Source organism: Streptomyces sp. NPDC059816 (genome assembly GCF_042732055.1).
Lineage (GTDB): Bacteria > Actinomycetota > Actinomycetes > Streptomycetales > Streptomycetaceae > Streptomyces.
This window is the reverse complement of the sequence record NZ_JBHWIQ010000050.1, coordinates 20,496-33,839: the sequence shown is the minus strand read 5'-3', so window position 1 is coordinate 33,839 and position 13,344 is coordinate 20,496. Positions and strand designations below refer to the sequence as shown.

10 protein-coding genes are annotated in these 13,344 nt (G+C 74.4%); 3 read left to right on the top strand and 7 right to left on the bottom strand.

Going from position 1 to position 13,344, the window contains the following annotated elements; genetic code table 11:
* Nucleotides 1-33 precede the first annotated feature (33 nt).
* The 7 genes from ACFV88_RS35360 to ACFV88_RS35330 all read right to left on the bottom strand — a co-directional run bounded on the left by ACFV88_RS35360 (nt 34) and on the right by ACFV88_RS35330 (nt 10,774).
* Nucleotides 34-1,671, bottom strand: coding sequence for an ABC-F family ATP-binding cassette domain-containing protein (locus ACFV88_RS35360; protein WP_385496311.1), 1,638 nt, complete (start codon nt 1,669-1,671; stop codon nt 34-36).
* 243 nt (nt 1,672-1,914) lie between these two features.
* Nucleotides 1,915-2,943, bottom strand: coding sequence for an oxidoreductase (locus tag ACFV88_RS35355; RefSeq protein WP_385496310.1), 1,029 nt, complete (start codon nt 2,941-2,943; stop codon nt 1,915-1,917).
* A gap of 404 nt (nt 2,944-3,347) precedes the next feature.
* A complete protein-coding gene (locus tag ACFV88_RS35350; protein ID WP_385496309.1) occupies nt 3,348-4,712 on the bottom strand; it encodes a M14 family metallocarboxypeptidase in 1,365 nt (454 codons plus the stop codon).
* Nucleotides 4,713-4,860: 148 nt separating this feature from the next.
* Nucleotides 4,861-5,724 (bottom strand): oxygenase MpaB family protein, encoded by an 864-nt coding sequence (locus ACFV88_RS35345; protein WP_385496308.1) that lies wholly within the window; start codon nt 5,722-5,724, stop codon nt 4,861-4,863.
* A gap of 315 nt (nt 5,725-6,039) precedes the next feature.
* Nucleotides 6,040-8,229, bottom strand: a complete 2,190-nt coding sequence (locus tag ACFV88_RS35340; protein ID WP_385496307.1) for a 3-hydroxyacyl-CoA dehydrogenase NAD-binding domain-containing protein — start codon at nt 8,227-8,229, stop codon at nt 6,040-6,042.
* Between the two features lie 75 nt (nt 8,230-8,304).
* Nucleotides 8,305-9,519 (bottom strand): acetyl-CoA C-acetyltransferase, encoded by a 1,215-nt coding sequence (locus ACFV88_RS35335; RefSeq protein ID WP_385496306.1) that lies wholly within the window; start codon nt 9,517-9,519, stop codon nt 8,305-8,307.
* A gap of 76 nt (nt 9,520-9,595) precedes the next feature.
* On the bottom strand, nt 9,596-10,774 hold the full coding sequence (locus ACFV88_RS35330; protein ID WP_385496305.1) for a CaiB/BaiF CoA transferase family protein: 1,179 nt from the start codon (nt 10,772-10,774) through the stop codon (nt 9,596-9,598).
* A gap of 283 nt (nt 10,775-11,057) precedes the next feature.
* Between ACFV88_RS35330 and ACFV88_RS35325 the strand changes: the two genes are divergently transcribed.
* Genes ACFV88_RS35325 through ACFV88_RS35315 form a run of 3 tightly spaced genes read left to right on the top strand, consistent with a single transcriptional unit; the run spans nt 11,058 to nt 13,331 of the window.
* Nucleotides 11,058-11,999, top strand: a complete 942-nt coding sequence (locus ACFV88_RS35325; protein ID WP_385496304.1) for a helix-turn-helix transcriptional regulator — start codon at nt 11,058-11,060, stop codon at nt 11,997-11,999.
* On the top strand, nt 11,996-12,745 hold the full coding sequence (locus tag ACFV88_RS35320; protein WP_385496303.1) for an SDR family oxidoreductase: 750 nt from the start codon (nt 11,996-11,998) through the stop codon (nt 12,743-12,745). The genes ACFV88_RS35325 and ACFV88_RS35320 overlap by 4 nt, the downstream gene beginning before the upstream one ends.
* Complete coding sequence (locus ACFV88_RS35315; protein ID WP_385496302.1) at nt 12,738-13,331, top strand: hypothetical protein; 594 nt, start codon at nt 12,738-12,740, stop codon at nt 13,329-13,331. The genes ACFV88_RS35320 and ACFV88_RS35315 overlap by 8 nt, the downstream gene beginning before the upstream one ends.
* Nucleotides 13,332-13,344: the final 13 nt, after the last annotated feature.

Below are 13,344 nucleotides of genomic sequence, written 5' to 3'. Positions count from 1 at the left end.
GGCGGAGCGGCAGGGCCGCTCCGCCCCCGGCGCTCAGTGCTCGGTGATTGTTCCGTCGGCGACGGCGATGTGCCGGGTGGTGTCGACGGCGTCCAGCATCCGCCGGTCGTGGGTGACCAGCAGGAGCGTCCCCTGATAACTGCTCAACGCGGACTCCAGTTGTTCGATGGCCGGCAGGTCGAGGTGGTTGGTCGGCTCGTCGAGCACCAGCAGGTTGACGCCCCGCCCCTGCAACAGGGCCAGGGCGGCCCGGGTCCGCTCCCCCGGTGACAGGGTGGCCGCGGGGCGCAGCACGTGGTCGGCCGCGAGGCCGAACTTGGCGAGCAGGGTGCGCACCTCGGCCGGTTCGGTGTCCGGGACGGCCGCGCGGAAGGCGTCGAGCAGGGGCTGCGGCCCGTGGAACAGCGCACGTGCCTGGTCGACCTCGCCGACCACGACGCCCGGCCCCAGCGCGCTGTGCCCGCCGTCCAGCGGGAGGCGGCCGAGGAGCGCGGCGAGCAGGGTGGACTTCCCGGAGCCGTTCGGGCCGGTGACGGCGACCCGGTCCGCCCAGTCGATCTGGAGCGTCACGGGCCCGAACCGGAACTCACCGCGCCGCACCTCGGCGTCGCGCAAGGTGGCGACCACGGCGCCGGCCCGGGGCGCCACGGCGATCTCCATCCGCAGCTCCCATTCCTTGCGGGGCTCCTCGACCTTGTCCATTCGCTCGATGAGCCGATCGGTCTGCCGGGCCTTCGCCGCCTGCTGCTCGCTGGACTCCGCGCGGGCCCGGCGGCCGATCTTGTCGTTGTCGGGGGCCTTGCGGAGCGCGTTCTTGACGCCCTTCTCCATCCAGGCCCGCTGGGTGCGGGCCCGGGCCTCCAGCGAGCTCTTCTTGTCCGAGTACTCCTCGTAGGCGGCGCGGGCGTGCCGCCGGGCCGTCTCGCGTTCCTCCAGGTAGGACGCGTAGCCGCCGCCGAACAGGTTGATCTGTTGTTGGGCGAGGTCGAGTTCGAGGACCTTGGTGACGGTCCGGGTGAGGAACTCACGGTCGTGGCTGACGAGCACGGTGCCCGCGCGCAGGCCGCGCACGAAGCGTTCGAGCTGTTCCAGTCCGTCGAGGTCGAGGTCGTTGGTGGGTTCGTCCAGGAGGAAGACGTCGTAGCGGGACAGCAGGAGCGAGGCGAGTCCCGCGCGGGCGGCCTGGCCGCCGGACAGGCTGGTCATCAGCTGGTCGAGGCCGACGCCCAGACCGAGCGAGGCGGCCGTCTGCGCGGCGCGTTCGTCCAGGTCGGCGCCGCCCAGGGAGAGCCAGCGCTCCAGGCTCACGGCGTAGGCGTCATCGGCACCAGGGGTGCCGTCGACGAGCCCCTGGGTCGCGGCGTCCATGGCGCGCTGGGCTTCGGTGACGCCGGTGCGGCGGGCCAGGAAGGCGTGCACGGTCTCGCCCGGGCGGCGCTCCGGTTCCTGCGGCAGATGGCCGACGGTGGCGTGCGGCGGGGAGAGCCTCAGCTCTCCCTGTTCGGGGGTGTCGAGCCCGGCGAGCAGCCGCAGGAGGGTCGACTTGCCGGCGCCGTTGGCGCCGACCAGGCCGATCACGTCGCCCGGGGCGACGACGAGGTCGAGTCCGGAGAAGAGGGTGCGGTCACCGTGGCCTGCGGCGAGGTCCTTGGCGACGAGGGTGGCAGTCATGACGGTCCGATCCTGGACGGAGGGTGGGTGGCGAACGTCCAACGGGTCCCACCGCCCTGGTCGCACGGGTGCCACGGGGTGGCACGGGTGCGCGGGGCCGGGTACGCAGGGTCGTCCGCCGAGGGGACGGTTCCTCGCGTTCACCGGCGCATCGGAGCGCACCCCCTGCTGGTCGTGGCGGACGTCATGGTGTTGCGGCGGTCGCGCTCGGACGGTCACTGCCCGCCCGGCGCCACGGTGTGGTCATCGTACGGAAGGCGCGACGAGCACGCTGTCCGTGGTGCGTGCCACCAGGAAGGATCTTCCGCCGCGTACGTCGCCGTCAAGCGGAATGCGGTGGTGGCCGGGGCCGAGCACCCCGTCGAACACCTCGTGGGTGCGGGTGCGGCGCAGCCGGTCGAGGCGGTACGCCAGCAGCCGCACCCGGCAGGTCGAGGACACGTCCACCCCGGCGTCGCCCCCGGCGCTGGAGAGGTGGGTGAGTCGGCGCCGTCCGGCCCGGGCGGTGTCGAGGGCGTGCTCGACCTGGGCGACGAGCAGCGGGACGATCGGGGCCAGCCCGTCCACGTAGGTGACGGTGAGCCCGGCGTGGTCGAACGTGGCCCGGACCAGGGTGCGTTCGGCGGCGGGGACGGAAGCGCCGAAGGCGACCGCACCGTAGGCGCGCAGTTCGTCGGCGGGCACCTGGGCGGCGTCCCGGGTGATGTCGGCGCCGATGCCGATGGTGCGCAGGGCGGCGGCGAGCCGGGCGAGGACCGCGACCCGGTCGCCGATCAGCAGCACCCGGCGCCGGGCGGGCGCCGTGCCCTCGACGAGCCGCTGGAGGGCGGCGCGGTACTCGGCCCCGCGGAACCGGAACGGCCCCATGCCGTGGTAACCGTTGAGGGGGAGGTCGACGCGCCGGTCGGTCTGCCAGGCGAAGTCGCGCCAGATGACGTCGTCGGGATCGGTGGCGTCCCGTTCGATGACGGCGGTCACCGCGCCACAGGCCAGGTCCTCGCACTCGGGACAGCCGTAGATGATGTGGCGGTCGTCGGCGAGCGGGGCCGGGGCCTCCAACAGCAGGCCGCGCACCTGGGCGGTGAAGATCGCGGGCGGCACGTCCGAGGCGAGCGGGGAGACGGCGTCGAGGTCGGCGAGGCGATACAGCAGCGGGCGTCCGTCGATGATGAAGTCCACGAAGTCCCGGTGCGCCTGGAGCTCGCCGTTGGCGAGGACCCCGCCCGCCCGCGTGGCGGGTGCCAGGTCGAAGGATGCGTACGCGGCAGCCATGTCCTGAGTATCCCCAGCCGGGCCGGCCGGTGCGTACGACCACGCGTGCTCGCGCGCGCCGCGGCGGTGCGCCGGGCGCACGGAAGGGCCGACCGCGCCGGGGCCGCGCCCGATCGGCCGCGGCTTCGGGCGGGGCCCGGCGGCGGCGCGAGCCGGGCTTCCGGTCGCGAGGCGGCGGCCGGGCGGGCGGACCACCTCGGTCGATTCCTCCGGACGCCCCGAGCGAGCCGGTGGGCACGCGGGGCGTCCGGGCCCGTGCGGTGGGCGCACCGGGGCGGCGCTGACGGGGCGTCCCGGGCGCCGGGGCGTACGCATGGTCGAGGGCGTACCCGGCGTGACGCACCTGGACGGCCGGGTGCGCCGGGGCGGTCACCGGGTCCCGGGACGGGTGCTCCGGTCGGCGGTCAGGACTCGGGGCAGGTGTCCACCGGTTCGGCGGCGACCAGGTCGTACGCGGCACGGCCGTCCAGCAGCAGGGGCACGAGGGCGCGCAGGGACTGGCGCAGCGGGACGAACGCGCCGCCGTCCTCCGTACGGTGCAGCCGGACTCCGTGCAGGGCCAGTTCGTCGCCCACGTCCGCGTGCTGGGCGGCGGTGAGCCGGTAGCCGCACGGCGGCCGGTCCAGGATCTCGGTGGGTTCGGCGGGGTCGTTGTCGGCGCCCCCGAGGTAGACCGGGCCGCGGTCGCGGTGACCGGCCGCGCGGGCCGCCGTCGTCGCGGCTTCGACCCGGCCGCGCCGCTCTTCGGAGAAGCGTCGCAGGCCGTCGAGGGCGGTGAGGTGGGAGGAGACCCTGCGGCGGTTGTTGAGCGCGGCATCGGCCCGCTCTGCGTCGGTGCGGGCGTTGACGCGGCTTTCGATGAGCAGGCCGACGGAGTGCTTGGCACCGGAGGCGTTGCGCAGGATGCGTTCCTGTCCGTCGCCCGCGACCTGCCGGATCGGCGCGCCGGTGTCCGGGTCGGTCCAGATCCCGTAGGTGCCGGTGGAGTGACCGGCGCGGGCGGCGGCCGGGCGGACGTACTGCGCGGACAGTTCCCGGGCTTCGGCGTGGACGGCCGCGGCGGTGTTGAGGTTGCGGGGCCACAGGTCGAACAGGTCCTTGTCGTAGTACCGGGGGGTGGCCCCGTACTCGTGCAGGTCGTAGATGACGTCGGGGCGGTGGTCGCGGATCACGGCGGCGAGGGCGCGGGCCTCGGGGGTGCGCAGGGCGAGGTGGTCCCGGTTGACGTCGATGCCGAGGGCGTTGCCCCGGGTGTCGGCGGCGCGGCCGTCCGGGTTGGCGTTGGGCACGACCAGGAGGGTGGTCCGGGCGAGGAACGCGCGGGTGTGGTGGTCCCGGGCCAGGGCGAGGTCCCGGACGGTGCTGAGGCAGGCCTCGCGGCCGGCGGGTTCGTCGCCGTGCTGGCTGCACACCAGGAGGACGGTGTGTTCCGCGGGGCGGGGTCCGCCGATCCGGACGAGGGGCAGGGGCCGCTGTTGGGTGCTCGTCCCGATCCGGGACACCGAGACCCGGGGGGAGCGCCGGTCGACCTCGGCCAGGAACGTGCGTTCCTCGGCCTCACCGGTCCATCGGGCGCCGCGGGACTCCTCGAAGCCGGTGCGGGGCGGCGGGGGCGGGTCCGCGTGGGCGGGCGCGGAGAGCAGCGGGACGGCCAGGGCGGTGGCCGCGGCGAGGAGGACGGCGCGCGACCGGGCGCGGGGTCGGGGCGGACAAGGGGCCTCGGTACGGCTGGTGCCGAGGTGACCCGGGGGACGCTCTGGAGTCGGCATGCGCGGACGGTACTGCCGAGAACTCCTGGGCAAAAGGGCGTGGTTCAGGCCCCGGGTGGCGGTGGGTGCTCGGCCGTACCCGCTCCCGGCCGGATGGGCGCGCCACCGGGCCGGGAGCGGCGGGCGCTCGACGGGGCCCGGGAGGACGTCAGTCGAGTCCGTGCCGGGAGCGGGCCAGATGCGCCTCGGGGAAGTAGCGCAGTCGGTGCGGGAGTCGGGTGACGACGACACTGATGACCCGACACACCCGGCGCAGCCTCCGCTCCTGGGCGGCGGTCCACACGAGGCCGAGTGCGTCGCGGGCTTCCGGCGGCAGCAGACCGATGGAGAGGAACCTACGGAACCGGAGGAACAGCCGCCGCGCCACGGGCCACATCCAGCGCACCGGTGTCCGCAAGGAGCGCGGGCCCACGTTGAGGACGGGCAGGGGCTGCCGCGGATCCAGCAACTCCCGTGCGACCCCGGTGAGTTCGATCTCCTTGAGCGTCTCGCGGTAGTACGGCCAGAACTCCTCGACGGTTTCCGGCAGATCGCGTTCGTGGATGCCGAGGAGCTGTCCGACCCTGCGCCATTCGGCGAAGTACTGTCGCTCCTCGGGCTCGGTGTAGGGGCGGCCCCAGAGGTAGGGGTGGGCGTAGCGGGCCACCGGGAAGCCGGTGGCGTGCACCCAGGCGTAGGTGCGGGCGGCGAGGGCGTGGTACGGGCGGCCCTGGGCGTCCGTACCGTGGACGCCGCGGTGCAGCAGGCGCAGCCGGCGCCCCTCCTCGGCGGCGCGCTCCTCCCCGTACACCCACAGGAGGACGGACCGCATGGACCTGACGCCGCGCCCCCAGGGGTCGGTGCGGAACACGGAGTGGTCGTCGACGCCGGCGCCCACCGCGGGGTGGCTCACTTGGAGGATGAAGGCCGGGCCGAGGGTCAACAAGGTGCGGATGTCACCTGTGTCCTGCCAGAGGATGCCTCCGGGCGGGGGCGGTTGGGGTACACGAGAACGTGGGACATCGAGTGACATATGTCCAGTATGAGGAAGATATCGCCAGGGAGGCTCATTTGGCCCCGCGCGTCCGGTGATTCCGGGACACACGTTCGACGTTGGGCCGCGACCACGGGGACGCGCCGTGCGGGGCCCGGGTGTTGAGGGCGGCATCCCTCGACCGCACGGCGATCCGCGGACGTGCGTGGGTGTCCGCGCCGGTGAGCCGCGGTTGCGCCGCTACGGTGTCCCGCGCGACCGCGGTCCGGCACCGGCGCATGGGCTCGGTGCCGGACCGCACGTCATCGCCGGCGGGGGTGGCGGGGGTGGCCGGCGCGGTGCCGGCTCCGCTGTTCAGCGGTCGTGGAACGGCTCGCCGCGGTCGGCGCGGGCCACCAGCGAGGCGGGCGGCGCGAAGCGGTCGCCGTAGCGGTCCGCTAGTTCCCGGGCCCGGGCCACGAACCCGGGCAACCCTCCCTCGTACCCGTTGGCGTACTGGAGCACTCCCCCGGTCCAGCCGGGGAACCCGATGCCGAACAGGGAGCCGATGTTGGCGTCCGCGACGGAGACGAGCACGCCCTCGTCCAGCAGGCGCACCGTCTCCAGGGTCTCGGAGAACAGCAGGCGCTCCATGAGGTCCCGGAACGGCACCTCGGCCGCGGTTCGGATGAAGTGGGTGCGCAGCCCGGGCCAGAGCCTGCCGCGCTCGCCGTCGGCGTACTCGTAGAAGCCCGCACCGCCGCTGCGGCCCGGGCGGTCGAACTCCTCCACCATGCGGTCGATGACGGCTTCCGCGGGATGCGGTGTCCAGGTGCCGCCGGCTTCCTCCACGGCCCTGCGGGACTCGTCCCGGATCCTGCGCGGCAGGGTGAGGGTCAGTTCGTCCATCAGGGACAGCACCTTCGCCGGGTATCCGGCCTGGGCGGCGGCCTGTTCGACGGAGGCGGGCTCGACGCCCTCGCCGACCATCGCGACGCCCTCGTTGAGGAACCGGCCGATCACCCGGGAGGTGAAGAAGCCCCGGGAGTCGTTCACCACGATCGGGGTCTTGCGGATCTGCCGCACCAGGTCGAAGGCGCGGGCGACGGCTTCGTCACCGGTCCGGTCGCCCCTGATGATCTCGACCAGCGGCATCTTCTCGACCGGGGAGAAGAAGTGCAGACCGATGAAGTCGGCGGGACGTGCCACGCCTTCGGCGAGGTCGGTGATGGGCAGGGTCGAGGTGTTGGAGCACAACAGGGCGTCCGGCGCCAGCAGGTGCTGGACCTCCTGGAACACCCGGTGCTTGAGCGCGGGGTCCTCGAAGACGGCCTCGATGACCGCGTCGCAGCCGGCGACCGCCCCGGGTTCGGCGGCGGGGGTGATCCGGGCGAGCAGGTCGTCGGCCTCGGCCCGGCTGGTGCGGCCCCGGGCGACGGCCTTGGCGCACAGCTTCGCGGAGTGTTCCTTCCCCCGGGTCGCGGCCTGGAGGGACACGTCCTTGAGGACGACGTCGATGCCCGCGCGGGCGCATGCGTAGGCGATGCCCGCGCCCATCATGCCCGCGCCGAGCACGGCGACCCTGCGGACCCGGCGCGGCTCGACGCCCCGCGGCCGGTTGGCACCGGAGTTGACGGCCTGGAGGTCGAAGAAGAACGCCTGGATCATGTTCTTGGCGGTCTGTCCGGTCACCAACTCGGTGAAGTAGCGCGACTCGATGGTCTCGGCGGTCGCGAAGTCCACCTGGGAGCCTTCGACGGCCGCCGCGAGGATCGCCCGCGGCGCGGGGTAGGGGGCGCCCGCCGTCTGCTTGCGGAGGTTGGCGGGGAAGGCGGGCAGGTTCGCGGCGAACTTGGGGTGGGCCGGCGTCCCGCCGGGGATGCGGTAGCCGGGGAGGTCCCAGGGCTGTCGGCTCTCCGGGTGCGCCTCGATGAACGCCCGTGCCTTCGCCAGGAGTTCCGCGGGGCTGTCCGCGAGTTCGTGGACGAGTCCGGCGTCCCGGGCGCGCCGGGGGTGGTACTGGGTGCCCTGGAGCAGCACCTTGAGGAGCGCGTCCGCGATGCCCAACAGGCGTACGGTACGGGTCACCCCGCCACCGCCGGGCAGCAGGCCGAGGGTGACCTCGGGCAGGCCGATCTTCGATCCCGGGGTGTCCAGGGCGATCCGGTGGTGGCAGGCGAGGGCGATCTCGTAGCCGCCGCCCAGGGCGGCGCCGTTCAGGGCGGCCACGACCGGGACGCCCAGGGTCTCGATGCGGCGCAGGTCGCGCTTGACACTGCGGGTCGCGTCGAACACCCGTCGGGCGTCCTCGGGGCGGACCCGGATCAGCTCGCGCAGGTCGCCGCCCGCGAAGAAGGTCTTCTTGGCGGAGGTGACGATGACGCCGCGGACGCTGCTGCGTTCGGCCTCCAGCCGGTCGGCGACCGTGGTGAGGGAGGTTTGGAACGCCGCGTTCATGGTGTTGGCGGACTGGTCGGGGTCGTCGAGGACGAGGGTGACGATCCCGGCGCGGTCCTGTTCCCAGCGGATGGTCGACGGGGTCGGTCGGGTGGTGGGCTCGCTCATGGTGTGGCTGCTCCGATGCGGCGGGTGGGGGCGGTGGGCTCGGCGGTGACGGCGCGGTCGCGGGGCGGCGCGCGGTCAGACGCGTTCGACGACGGTGGCGATGCCCATGCCGCCGCCGACGCAGAGCGTGGCGAGCCCGTACCGCTGCTCCCGGCGTTCGAGTTCGTCCACCAGGGTGCCGAGGATCATCGCCCCGGTGGCGCCGAGGGGGTGGCCCAGGGCGATGGCCCCGCCGTTGACGTTGACCCGGTCGAGGGAGAGTCCCGTCTCCCGGACGAAGCGCAACACGACCGCGGCGAAGGCCTCGTTGATCTCCACCAGGTCGATGTCGTCGAGGGTGAGCCCGGCCTTGGCGAGGGCCTTGTGGGTGGCGGGCGCGGGTCCCGTGAGCATGATCGTCGGTTCGGAGCCGGAGACCGCGGCGGACACGATCCGCGCGCGGGGGCGCAACCCGTAGCGCTCCCCCACCTCCCGGGAGCCGATGGCGACGAGGGCGGCGCCGTCCACGATCCCGGAGGAGTTGCCCGCGTGGTGGACGTGGTCGATCCGTTCGACCCAGTGGTACTTCTGGAGGGCCACCGCGTCGAAGCCGCCGAGGTCGCCGATGTCCGCGAACGAGGGCTTCAGGGCGGCCAGCGAGTCGGCGGTGGTGCCGGGGCGGGGGTGTTCGTCGTGGTCGAGGACGACGAGTCCGGCGCGGTCCCGCACCGGGACGACCGAGCGGTCGAAGCGGCCGTCCGCGCGGGCCGCCGCCGCCCGTTCCTGGGAGAGTGCCGCGTACGCGTCGACGTCACGGCGGGAGAAGCCCTCGATCGTGGCGATGAGGTCGGCGCCGATGCCCTGCGGGACGAAGCCGGTGGCGAGGTTGGTCATCGGGTCGGCGAACCAGGCACCGCCGTCCGAGGCCATCGGCACCCGGGACATCGACTCCACCCCGCCCGCCAGGACCAGGTCCTCCCAGCCGGAACGGACCTTCATCGCGGCGAGGTTGACGGCTTCGAGGCCCGAGGCACAGAAGCGGTTCTCCTGGACCCCGGCGACGGTGTCGGGCAGGCCGGCGGCGATCGCGGAGATCCGGGCGATGTCGGAGCCCTGGTCGCCGACGGGACCGACGACGCCGAGGACGATGTCGTCGATCGCGGCGGGATCGAGGTCCGGGAAGCGGGCCCGCAGCTCGTGGATCAGACCGACGACGAGGTCGATGGGCTTGGTGCCGTGCAGGGCGCCGTTCGCCTTGCCGCGACCGCGCGGGGTGCGGATCGCTTCGTACACGAATGCTTCGGTGGTCACGGGTGAGCCTTTCGGAGGGGTCGACCGGGCGGGTGGCGGGCGGTTCCCGGGCCCCGTCGGTGCGCGCGGCACCGGGTCACCGACCCTCGGGCAGGGGGTCGGACGGGGTGGCGACGAGGTCGGGCACGTCCCAGTCCCGGGCCACCTCCGCGGTGTCGGCGCCGGGCCGGGCGGGACCCCGGCGCAGGGTGCCCGGGGTGGCGGAGAACCGCGGGGCGGGTGCGGGTTGCGGCACCCCGTCCCGGGTGGCGAAGGTGCCGCGGGCCACGAGGTGCGGGTGCGCCGGGGCCTCGTGCAGCGAGAGCACGGGTGCCACGCAGGCGTCGGAGTCCTCGAACACCCCGGTCCACTCCGCTCGGGTCCGGGTCAGGAAGCGGTCGGCGACGGCCGCGCGCAGGGCGTCCCAGTGGGCCGGAGCGTCGCGCAGCGCAGCTGCCGGGCCCAGGTCGAGCAGCTCGGTGAACTCGTCGTAGAAGCGTCGCTCCAGGGCGCCGACGGCCATGTACCCGCCGTCCGCGGTCCGGTAGCAGCCGTAGAACGGGCAACCACCGTCCAGCAGGTTGGCGCCCCGCCGGTCCTGCCAGTGTCCGGCGGCGAGCAGCCCGTGGACCAGGGTGGTGAGGTGGGCGGCGCCGTCGACGATCGCCGCGTCCACGACCTGTCCGACTCCGGTGGCGCGGGCGTGGTGCAGCGCGGCGAGCAGACCGACGACCAGGTAGAGCGAGCCGCCCGCGTAGTCGCCGAGGAGGTTGGCGGGCGGCGCGGGCGCGTCGTCGGGCCGGCCGATCGTGCCGAGGGCGCCGGTCACCGCGAGGTACGTGAGGTCGTGGCCGGCGCGCGGGGCGAGCGGGCCCTGCTGGCCCCAGCCGGTCATCCGTCCGTAGACGAGCCGGGCGTTGCGGGCGCGGCAGTCCGCGGGGCCGACGCCGAGGCGCTCGGCGACGCCCGGGCGGTAGCCCTCGACGAGGAGGTCGGCGCGTGCGGCGAGCGCGAGGACCCGGTCCCGGCCGCCCGGGGACTTCAGGTCGACGAGCACGGAGCGCTTGTTGCGGTGGGTCAGGTCGTGTTCGGGGCCGGGGCCGAGTCCCGGTTCTGGGCCGCCCGGGCGGTCGACGCGGACGACGTCGGCGCCCAGGTCGGCGAGGAGCATCGCGGCGAAGGGGCCGGGGCCGATGCCCGCCAACTCCAGTACGCGCACGCCCGTCAGGGGGCCGTCGGTCGCGGTCGCCACGCCCGGCAACGGTGGCTCGGTCATCGGACCCCCTCGGTGGGTGATGGTGCTGCGGTGCGTGCCGTTCGGAGCGCGGTGCGGGCACTCCGGCGATGCTAGATACCGGTCGGTAACCGCACAAGACGCCAAGCGAGCAAGCGCTTGGACAGGCGCCCGTCCCCTCCATGATGGGCCAGCCGTCGGGGCGGGACGATCAGGACACGGCAGTCCGCACCCGCCCCCGGCCGCCCGGCACCATGGCGTGATCGTTCAAGACGGGGCCGCCGACCGCGCCTAGCGTGGGGGTACCGAACGGCAGGAGGCGGCAGTGGACGAGGACTACGCGAGCGCGCAGCTCGTGGCCATGGCGCGCCGCGCCCTGGCCGCCGAGGGCATCCACACCGTGGCCCCCGCGGGCGAGGGCGCGTTGCTGCCGCTGGCCGCCAAACGCCGGTTCCTCGCCGAGGTGGAACACACGCACGGACTGTTGCCCCTGCTCCGGGTGGGGCAACAGTTCTCGGCGGTCAGGTCCGATCCGGCCGTCTCCGCGCTGCTGCGCGCCGGCTCCCCGCACGACCTGCTCGAACGGTGGTGCAGGCTGGAGCGGTTCACCCACTCGCGGCACCGCGTGGCGCTGCGCCGGTCCGGGCCGCGGCACCTGATGGTCGAACACCTGGGGCCGCCCGGGGCGCCGCCCGGCGCCGCCGAGGACGCCGTCGTCCTCGGGGTGCTCACGGCGCTGCTGACGATGACCGGCACCCAGGACCTGACGGTCACCGTCGGGCAGGAGCGAGCGCACACCGTGTTCACCGGCGGGGTGTTCACCGCGGAGCCACCGGCGGGTGACAGCGCCCACTGGCGGTTCGACTGGACCGGCACGGTCACCGCCCCGCCCGTGGACGCGGAGGCGACCGGGTCGGACCCGGTCGTCCGCACCCGTGCGCTGCTCGCCACCGATCCCGCCCGCCGCTGGACGCTCGGCGAGCTCGCGACGGCACTCGGCTACTCGACGCGGGTGCTCCAACGCCGGCTGGCCGGGGACGGCGGCTTCACCGGGCTCCTCGCCGCGGTGCGCGCGGAAACGGCGGCCGACCTGCTCATCCACGGCGAACACCCCACGTCCGTCATCGGGTTCGCGTGCGGGTACGCGGACCAGCCCCATTTCACCCGCCGGTTCAAACACCGCACCGCGATGACCCCGGCGGCCTACCGAGCGGCGTTCGGGCGCTCCGCCCGGGCCGCCTCACCGACGAAACGAAGGAAGCGATGAAGCTCCACGGCACAACCGTTCTCGTCACGGGCGGCGCCCGCGGCGTCGGCCGGGAACTGACCCGGCAGTTGGTCGACCTCGGTGCCCACGTGGTGGCCGTGGGTCGCGATGCGGACCGGCTCGCGGACCTCGTGGCGGTGCACGGCGACCGCGTCTCGGTCGAGGTCGTGGACCTGTCCGATCCGGCGGCGGTCGACGCCCTCGCCGACGGCTTGCCCGACCGTCACCCCGAACTGCGGGCCGTGTTCAACAACGCGGGCGTCCAGCACCTCACCGACTTCCTCACCGAGGACCCCCGCACCGTGCGCCAGGTCGTGCGCCGCGAACTCGCCGTCAACCTGGACGCCGTCATCGCCCTGTCCACGGGGCTGCTCCCCCATCTTCGGAGCCAGCCGTCCGCGGCCATCGTCAATGTGAGCAGCGGTCTGGCCATCGCGCCCAAACCCTCGGCGCCCGCGTACTGCGCCGCCAAGTCGGCGGTGCGCACCTTCACCCGGGCCCTGCGCTACCAGTGCGAGGACGGCGCACCGCACGTCCAGGTGGTCGACGCGGTCCTGCCCCTCGTCGACACCGACATGACGGCGGGCCGCGGCCGGGCCAAGATCAGTCCGGCCGAGGCGGCACGGTCGGTCATCCGGGGGGTGCTCCGCGGTCGGTCGGACGTCTACGTCGGCGGGGCGGCGCTGCTGCCCACGCTGATGCGGATCGCCCCGTCCGTCGGCTACCGGGCCCTGCGCCGTGGCTGAGGCCGTGGCCCCGCGGGCGCCGGGCACCCGAACGGGCCGTGCGCTGTCCCGGCTGGACCGGGCCGCGCACCGTCGGTGGTTCCTGCCCGCGGTCGGCGCGTTCCCGCTCGGGGACTACGTACTGCCTTTCCTGCCGGGCCAGTTGCTGCTCGCGGGGTTGGCCGCACTCCATCCCCGGCGCCGGACGGCGCTCGTCCTCACCTTCGTCGCCGGGTCCGTGCTGGGGGCGTTCCTGACCGCCGTCGCCGTGCAGTCCGCCGGCCCCTGGCTGCTGGACCTGGTGCGCGGACTCGCGCCGGAACAGGCGGAGTTGGACCGTTTCGCCGATCTGATCGCCGAGCACGGCCAGTGGGCGCTGGCCGCCCTCGCCCTGCTGCCGTGGACGCCGCGGGTCGCGGTCGTGGCCTGCGCGCTGGCCGGCATCGACCCGTGGACCATCGCCCTGGCCGTGCTGATCGGCCGGCCCGTGCCGCTCACCCTGGTCGCACTGGCCGGGACCCGGGCGCCCCGGTTGCTGCGGCGGTCCCGACGGATCGACCGGATGCTCGCCGAGGTGATGGCGCAGCGTCGGCCGGAGGACCGCTGAGCCGGCGCCGGCC

Coding starts and splice junctions, on each gene's coding strand:
- ACFV88_RS35350 (WP_385496309.1), bottom strand. CDS start 4,712: ATGCCGACTCCAGAGCGTCCCCCGGGTCACCTCGGCACCAGCCGTACC.
- ACFV88_RS35355 (WP_385496310.1), bottom strand. CDS start 2,943: ATGGCTGCCGCGTACGCATCCTTCGACCTGGCACCCGCCACGCGGGCG.
- ACFV88_RS35360 (WP_385496311.1), bottom strand. CDS start 1,671: ATGACTGCCACCCTCGTCGCCAAGGACCTCGCCGCAGGCCACGGTGAC.
- ACFV88_RS35320 (WP_385496303.1), top strand. CDS start 11,996: ATGAAGCTCCACGGCACAACCGTTCTCGTCACGGGCGGCGCCCGCGGC.
- ACFV88_RS35340 (WP_385496307.1), bottom strand. CDS start 8,229: ATGAGCGAGCCCACCACCCGACCGACCCCGTCGACCATCCGCTGGGAA.
- ACFV88_RS35330 (WP_385496305.1), bottom strand. CDS start 10,774: ATGACCGAGCCACCGTTGCCGGGCGTGGCGACCGCGACCGACGGCCCC.
- ACFV88_RS35345 (WP_385496308.1), bottom strand. CDS start 5,724: ATGTCACTCGATGTCCCACGTTCTCGTGTACCCCAACCGCCCCCGCCC.